Below are 7,512 nucleotides of genomic sequence, written 5' to 3' on the forward strand. Positions count from 1 at the left end.
AAGGTTGCAACAAAATATACAAACATAATAAGGCCTGCCAGCATAATGTCTGGAAAGGGTGCAGGCGCCAGGCTCTGTCTTGCAAAAAAATCCTCTGTGTTTATATTCACATAAACCCTTTGTATAATGCTTGCCGCATCGCTTAGAAGGTAAAATGGGTCTATTTTATACAAAAGTTCTATAATAAAGGACCCTGCATAGAAAACAATGTAATAAATTAAAAGGACAGATATATATGCATAGGTGTTTTTATTAAATATTGCGCTTATCATGAAGGTTAATGATGTCATTGAGAGCACAAATAATATTAGGAGCACCAATGAGTAATAGAAATATATTTCAGGTGGTTTTTTAAATATAAATGAAAGCGTGGCAGCCTCAACTATTATATAAATAAGCACGATGACCAGTGTAACACTTAATGCGGCAAGGAATTTACCAACGAAGAGTTTGTGCCTGTTTATTGGCAATGGAAATATATAAAATGCAGTTTTATTCTCAATTTCTGAGGAAATTGCAGGTGAACCAAAAAATACCGATGCAAAAACAGGTATGTATAACAATATTAATGACCATAAAAAGTAAAATAATGCAATTTTTAGGCCCAATGGCAGGGCATTTGAACCAAGAATTTTTGGAAGATCATTTACATACTTAAAAGAAAAATAAACCATCATTGCACTGATTATAATAATCAAAAAAAGCATAAGAAAAAAGCTTTTAGACCTGTAATAATTTTTTATGTACTGTAAATAAACTGTTAACAATTTTGACATGCATCATCAAATTACGATTTTATATTTAAGGCTTTAATTAGTATACCAATATCGCTAAAACCTTTGTTATATTTTATTATTAAATTGTTTCCACTGGATATAACTGTGGGCCTGCCAAGAACACTGGTTACATTGCTTTTCGCTCTAAGCGCTGCATTTAAGGCCAGGTCAAATATTAATGCATCGGTTGATGAATTAAAATGCATGTTTATCAACGTTTTATTTTCTGTAATATTTAATGTCATGTAGCTTGCACCAATACCTGATGAGCTCAGGTTATAATATATTGATGAATTAATATTCATGTTTAGGTATTTTTCAATGGGTTTAGCCGTATAATTATGTATATGTGAGTAAAGTGAATCATTTATTGCCTCCTTTTCACCCATGACAACATATGTATTTAATATAGTATAAATATAAACATTTGTGCTTTCATTTGATATTAGTGTGGTTAGGTTTGTCTTTGCAATTCCACTAATTATCTGGCCTATGTCAAGGTTCTTTACCTCATAAACTGTTGTCTGCTGCATTACCATTGTTTCTACAGTTATATTTTTTAGCATTGATGCATAAGTTGAAGTCCCAGACGGTGAAAAAATTCTGGTACTGTTGCTTGGAAGTATGTTGTATGAAATATTTGCTATTATGCCAAGGGATCCATGCACATCATAAATATAAAAGGTTGAATTGTTTTGGTTAACCGTTGCCACGGCAGTTGAATTTGATGGTATATAATCAAATGGATTTTTTGAATCTAATTTTTTTTCTTCCTTATAATAATTAAAGGCCAGTACCGAGGCTGGAATAATTAATATTAATGCCACCGATATTACAATAATTTTAAATGTCCTGGGACTCATTTATATAACAATTAAATTGTTGTAAATATAGTTTGCCTTTAAAATATAATATATTAAATTCATACAAATTTACAGCTTTTATTTTTATATTCCATGAATGGATATTGAAATAACTTATATATCAGGAAAAAATACAGAATGGAGGCTCCGGTGGTGTAGTCCGGCCAAGCATTAGGGACTCTCAATCCCCCGACTCGGGTCCAAATCCCGACCGGAGCATTTTTTTGTAAATTTTTAAAATAAATTAAAAGAAAATTGCATTTTAATAATTTACAAATGCACTAATGTGTTCATCTTTTTGATTAGAAGTTAAAAATTATTTAAAAATATCCTCAAGTGTGTACTGGTTTCTTTTACCGGAAGTTTCATACAATTTTTCAAGGACATATACAAGAATAACCATGGATAGAATCCATATTAATGTGGATATTAATAGCAAATTTGTATTTAATCCAGAATGGTAATAATTAATTCCGGCTTTTCCTGTTAAGGAATAAATTATTATCGTAAACATTGCATTGAATGGTGAATAATAGATTAGATCAGGGCCTGGCTTTCTGAAAATCTGCAGTCCAAGCACAAGAATAAAGGTTAGGATCATTGGAATTTGTGAAATAAATTTAAGCGACCCTACCTGATTTAAGAGGCTGAGCAGGTATGAAAAAAGAAGGCCTAAAAGTGTGAAAAATAGTGATATAACGATTAATATAAATATCAGCATGTATATATTTTTGATATATACTGAAGAAAATCTAAGCCTGAATATTAATAATGAAAATATTATGGCAAAAATGCCCACTACCATGCTAAATGTTAGGGACGATAATATATTTGAAAACGATACCTCATATGATTTTACCCTATCAAACCTTGTAATATAGGGTATCGATAGATTCATGGATACTGTGTAAAAAACCACGGATGCCATGGATACACTTATTCCAAATAACAATATGAACGATATATATGTGGATTCTGTATATTTTAAATATGTTCCGGATGGTGCCGGGAAGCCATATGCATATATTAAGACCCATACCAGAACAAATCCAAAACTCCAGAATAATGAATTCCTATTTTTAAAATATGATATAATACCAATTTTATAGAGCGTTGATATCATTTTTACACCTCATATAAATATAATAGGTCATCTATATTATTTATAACATTGTTTTCTTTACCATATGTAAGATATATTGTTCTGTCATTACCCCTTATTTCTATAAATTTATCCTGTGGCCTTGTGGTATTTACATTCATTGAAAATATTAATTCACCAGGGCTTATTTTTTCCGATAGGTTACCATCAACCATTATGTTTAGTGTGGAACCTTCAATTTTTTTTATAAGATCAAGATCATGGGTTGTTATTATAAATGAATTTTTACTTTTATTTATGATGTTAATTAAAAGTCTTGACCTGTCAGGATCTATTGAACTTAAGGGTTCATCCAAAAGAATTATTTTATAATCACCTGAAAGGGCAATTGTATTATACACCATTTTTTCCTGGCCTGTGGACAGATCCGATAATCTTTTATTTTTCAGGGAGTCCAATTTAAAATATGCAAGCATATTAAAGGCAGCATCCTCCTTAATTAATTTTAACTTCATATGATATTTTATAAACTCTTTGACAGAGAGGTCGCCAGAAAGATGGAGTGCATCCTTTATATTTGTTGATAATGCAGTATATTCTCTTATATTCTCAACATAATTATTATCTATTTTTATCATTTTTTCGGTCTTTAAAATGCCAAGAATGCATTTCAAAAATGTTGTTTTTCCAGATCCATTTGGGCCAATGACTATATTTTTTTCTCCATTATTTAATTCATATTTAACATCCCTCAGGCTATTATTAAGATTGCCATACGAGTATTTCAGATTTTCAATATATATTAAGGCCATAATCATTAATCCTAATTTGATTAATATAAATGTAACAGAGTTCAATTTCTGAACAAAATAAAAATAAATATAATATAATCATATTATTATAAGATGGATGATATAAATAAAATCGATCTTTTAAAAATTAACAAAAGAATCCTTGGCTTTGAAAAATTTTTACTTAGAAGGGCTTTTGGCCTTTATTATCTAACATGGTCAATGGCAATACTGGGTTTTATAACTTTTCCATACATATTATTTAATATATATCATAAATATGTTTACTATTTAATTTTATATATAATAATTTATTTAATCATAGTTTTTTTAGGAATAAATTTATCAAAAAGCATTTTTAGAAGGGCGTATAGAAGTATAAAACTTAAATCAGGATACCGGGCACCCAAATTCAGGAAAATTAATTATTTATATATGATTATAATTATTATAATACTGTTATCCTTCGCATATTTTTTTCAGTATAATTATTTCTATTATGCCATTGCATTATACACTGTTAATATTCTATTTTTTTTCCTTGGATTTAAAATTCTTGGTTATATCAAAATTAGCCTTGATAATATTCCCCTAGAAGGTTACATAGCCTTTTATACGTATATTTCAAGCGCACTTGCAACAATTTTATTTTTCATTTTTTCATCGTTTTATCTTGGTAATTATGTTTATTTCTCATTCGATTTCTGGATAATATCAGTAATTGGCTGGATGTTCTCATCATTTTATGCACTGTACCATGCTCCTGATGAGGTTGTTTCAAATGAGTGATATAGGTGATCTTAGCAGGCTGATAAATAATGACGCATTAAGGTCATCTATAAGAATATTGATTCTAATATCACTTGCCATAAATGAAAAAATGTACTTTACTGATATTTTAAATTTGACGGGTATAGGAAGGGGAAGTTTAAGCAATCATCTCGATATACTAATACATTCGGGATATATTAAGGATAAAACTGTGTTTACGCTCTCAGGGCCGCGTAGAATGCTGGAAATTACAGATAAGGGAAAAATTTTTTATAATAATTATATAAAAATTATTAATGAAATAGGATTAAATCCCAGAAAAAAAAATTAATGATGAATAAATTATCAGGCCGGCACAAAGTAAACATCATTAACATCAAATTTCTGCAGCCTCCTAAATTTTGCCCTTACAGGCATGCCTATGTAAACATTCTTATTTTCCTTATTAACAAGTCTTGACATAAATAATGAATCAATGCCTTCAAATTCAACAAGTATTAATGTGTAAGGTGTTTCATTTATAAAATTTTCACCTGAATAATAGCATGTTGTAAATGAATGTATTTTTCCTGTTAATGGAAGATTTATATCATCTGTTTCAGAACCGCAGAACATGCAATATTTTCTGTATGTTCCATATCTATAATTGCATTTTTTGCATTCTGAACCAAGAAGTATTCCCATGCCTAGGGATGTAAAAAATTTGGAATCCTGCGCATAACTGTGAATGTATTCTATATTGTAATCAAATTCTTTAACCAGTGGGTCTGTTTTCATCACCCTTGTATATCTATCCATTTAAACCGCCTCCATAACAGTGACTGTTTCATATGCACCGGTTCCAGCATGGCTGTGTATTATTCCTGTATTATGATTTTTTACCTGTAAGTTATTATTTCCAAAATGCCTTGATATGTTTCCCTGAAGCTGCCAGAATGCATATACTGCCTGCATTATTCCGGTTGCACCTATTGCGTGGCCCGATGCCTGAAGGCCCCCCTCCATATTTACAGGTATGTCACCGTCTATATTTGGCCTGCCCTCCTCTATGAATTTGCCCCCATCACCATACCTGCAGAATCCCATATCCTCATATGCCTGTATCTCTGCTGATGTGTATGCATCATAGAGTTCGGCAAAGTCAACCTCCTTTTCAGGATTTTTTATACCGGCACGTTCATATGCCATTTTTGCCGCCAGCCTACCGGCCTTAAATGAATGAACGCCAGGGTACTTAAGATTTTTATAATCATTTTTAGTTTCATTTGGAAGGAGTGGCACATCACCGAAGGTCCTGTCTGCAAGTCTCATTGTATCGCTTGATGCACCAATGGATTTAATTAAAACGGGTTTATCTGAAAACGATTTTGCAGCATCCTCCGATGCAAGTATGGCCGCGGCCGCACCATCTGACATCAGACATATATCAAGCATTTTTAATGGTGTTGATACAACCGGAGAATTTAGTACGTCATCAACATTAATTTTCATTGGTGCCTGGGCAAAGGGATTATGCAATGCATTGTTATGGTTTTTTACAGATACAAGGGCCATTTGCCTTTCTGTTGTTCCAAATTCATGCATGTGTCTTGTTGCCATGAGTGCGTAATATGCAGTGTAAAATCCTCCCAGTGGATAATCAAAATTTGAATCACTGCCAAGTGCTATGAGGTCATTACCCCTCCAGGTGTTTACATGGGACATGTTTTCAAAGCCATAGACAAGGCATGTTTCCATATTCCCTGATGCGATCTCTTCATATGCTGTTTGAAATGCAAGCCCACCGGTTGCACCACCCCCCTCTATCCTCTTTGACGGTTTTCCTGACATGCCTATATAATCATTTGTCATGGCACCTGCTATGAGCTGGCCCAAAAAATGATCAGAAAAATACGCTGAAACTGAACCATCAATATCACCTATATCCATTTTAATATCCCTTAATGCATAATCCACTGCATTTTTAACATTTAGCCTGAAATCCTCATCATAATTGTATTTCCTGAACTTTGTCAGCCCACCTGATATCATGTAAACATTCCTTGATTTATATGCCATTTTACTCACTTTTTATATTTTTTTATTAACGATTCTGATATGACCTTTTTCCTTATTTCATTTGTGCCGGCACCGATCGTTAACAGAATGGAATCCCTGAAAACCCTTTCTATTTCAAAGTCCTTGATGTAACCGTAGCCGCCGAATATCTGCAGGGCCTCTCTGGCAATATACTCTGATGACTCAGATGCATATAGAATGGCTGCAGCGGCATCAAGGGCATCCATTTTATCATTGTTTACCCTTTTTAAGGCCTCAAGGGCAAATAACCTTGACGATTCAAATTTTGTGTACATATACGCCAGCTTTTCCTGTATTAATTCAAATTCATGTATGGGTTTTCCAAATTGATTTCTTTCAATAGAATATTCAACAGCAAGATCAAGGGCCCTTCTGGCTATGCCAATGGCATTGAATGATAGCACAGCCCTTTCCATGTTTAACCCGCTTAAAAGCACTCTCTTGCCATTATTAAGCCCACCGACGATTCTATCGGATTTTAATTTTATATTGTTAAAGTATATCTCACCTGTTGGAGACCCACGCATCCCGAGTTTTTCAAACCTTTTTCCCCTGGAAAAGCCCTCATCATCAGAAAGTATTAAAAATGCGGTATAATTATCTCCGGTTCTTGCATATGTTAGAAACTGATCTGCGTACGGTGCATTTGTTATGAATGTCTTGCTGCCATTTATAACATAATTATCACCATCCTTTACTGCATTTGTTTTCATGGATAACGCATCAGATCCAGATGACGGTTCTGTCATTCCAAGAGAACCAATGTTGTCCCCAGAGCATAATTTTGGCACATAATTTTCCCTTATGTATTCAGAACCATTTCTGTAAAGGTTATCCAGGCAAAGATTGCTATGTGCCCCATATGATAAACCAAGGGAACCGCTGGCGTAACTTATCTCCTCCTCTATTATCGCCTGAGAAATATAATCTGATCCAGAACCACCATACTCTTCAGGTATGGTAATGCCAAGGTATCCAATGGAACCCATTTTTTTGAAAATCTCCCTGGGAAAATAATCATCATGATCAATTTTTCTGGAAACAGGCATTATCTCCTTTTCTGAGAATGATTTAACGCTCTCCCTTAAAATATCATATTCTTCCTCCAATAAATCACCTGTTTATCATAA

9 protein-coding genes and 1 tRNA gene are annotated in these 7,512 nt (G+C 32.9%); 3 read left to right on the forward strand and 7 right to left on the reverse strand.

Annotated elements, in window-relative coordinates:
• Both AOG54_RS08185 and AOG54_RS08190 read right to left on the reverse strand, forming a co-directional pair.
• On the reverse strand, positions 1-776 hold a 776-nt coding region (locus tag AOG54_RS08185), incomplete at its 3' end, for an ABC transporter permease (protein ID WP_055032601.1).
• An 11-nt stretch (positions 777-787) separates the two neighbouring features.
• Complete coding sequence (locus AOG54_RS08190; RefSeq protein ID WP_055032602.1) at positions 788-1,639, reverse strand: hypothetical protein; 852 nt, start codon at positions 1,637-1,639, stop codon at positions 788-790.
• A gap of 144 nt (positions 1,640-1,783) precedes the next feature.
• On the opposite strand from AOG54_RS08190, the gene AOG54_RS08195 reads away from it, so the two are divergent.
• Positions 1,784-1,858 (forward strand) — tRNA-Glu (locus tag AOG54_RS08195).
• Positions 1,859-1,955: 97 nt separating this feature from the next.
• On the opposite strand, the gene AOG54_RS08200 is transcribed toward AOG54_RS08195, so the two are convergent.
• Both AOG54_RS08200 and AOG54_RS08205 read right to left on the reverse strand, forming a co-directional pair.
• Positions 1,956-2,762, reverse strand: a complete 807-nt coding sequence (locus AOG54_RS08200; protein ID WP_055032603.1) for a hypothetical protein — start codon at positions 2,760-2,762, stop codon at positions 1,956-1,958.
• Positions 2,763-2,764: 2 nt separating this feature from the next.
• On the reverse strand, positions 2,765-3,553 hold the full coding sequence (locus tag AOG54_RS08205) for an ATP-binding cassette domain-containing protein (protein ID WP_162200883.1): 789 nt from the start codon (positions 3,551-3,553) through the stop codon (positions 2,765-2,767).
• Between the two features lie 93 nt (positions 3,554-3,646).
• Between AOG54_RS08205 and AOG54_RS08210 the strand changes: the two genes are divergently transcribed.
• The gene (locus AOG54_RS08210) at positions 3,647-4,321 is read left to right on the forward strand and encodes a hypothetical protein (RefSeq protein ID WP_048102362.1); all 675 of its coding nucleotides are present in this window, start codon (positions 3,647-3,649) and stop codon (positions 4,319-4,321) included.
• Positions 4,314-4,634 (forward strand): transcriptional regulator, encoded by a 321-nt coding sequence (locus tag AOG54_RS08215; protein ID WP_055032605.1) that lies wholly within the window; start codon positions 4,314-4,316, stop codon positions 4,632-4,634. Before AOG54_RS08210 ends, AOG54_RS08215 begins: the two co-directional genes overlap by 8 nt.
• Positions 4,635-4,648: 14 nt before the next feature.
• Here the strand turns inward: AOG54_RS08215 and AOG54_RS08220 are convergent, their stop codons facing one another.
• The 3 genes from AOG54_RS08220 to AOG54_RS08230 are packed head-to-tail and all read right to left on the reverse strand — an operon-like array spanning position 4,649 to position 7,491.
• Positions 4,649-5,101, reverse strand: coding sequence for a Zn-ribbon domain-containing OB-fold protein (locus AOG54_RS08220; protein WP_048102361.1), 453 nt, complete (start codon positions 5,099-5,101; stop codon positions 4,649-4,651).
• On the reverse strand, positions 5,102-6,361 hold the full coding sequence (locus AOG54_RS08225; protein WP_048102360.1) for a thiolase domain-containing protein: 1,260 nt from the start codon (positions 6,359-6,361) through the stop codon (positions 5,102-5,104).
• A gap of 5 nt (positions 6,362-6,366) precedes the next feature.
• A complete protein-coding gene (locus tag AOG54_RS08230) occupies positions 6,367-7,491 on the reverse strand; it encodes an acyl-CoA dehydrogenase family protein (RefSeq protein ID WP_055032606.1) in 1,125 nt (374 codons plus the stop codon).
• Positions 7,492-7,512 lie beyond the last annotated feature (21 nt).

Origin of the sequence: Acidiplasma aeolicum, from assembly GCF_001402945.1 — an archaeon.
GTDB classification, from domain to species: Archaea; Thermoplasmatota; Thermoplasmata; order Thermoplasmatales; family Thermoplasmataceae; genus Acidiplasma; species Acidiplasma aeolicum.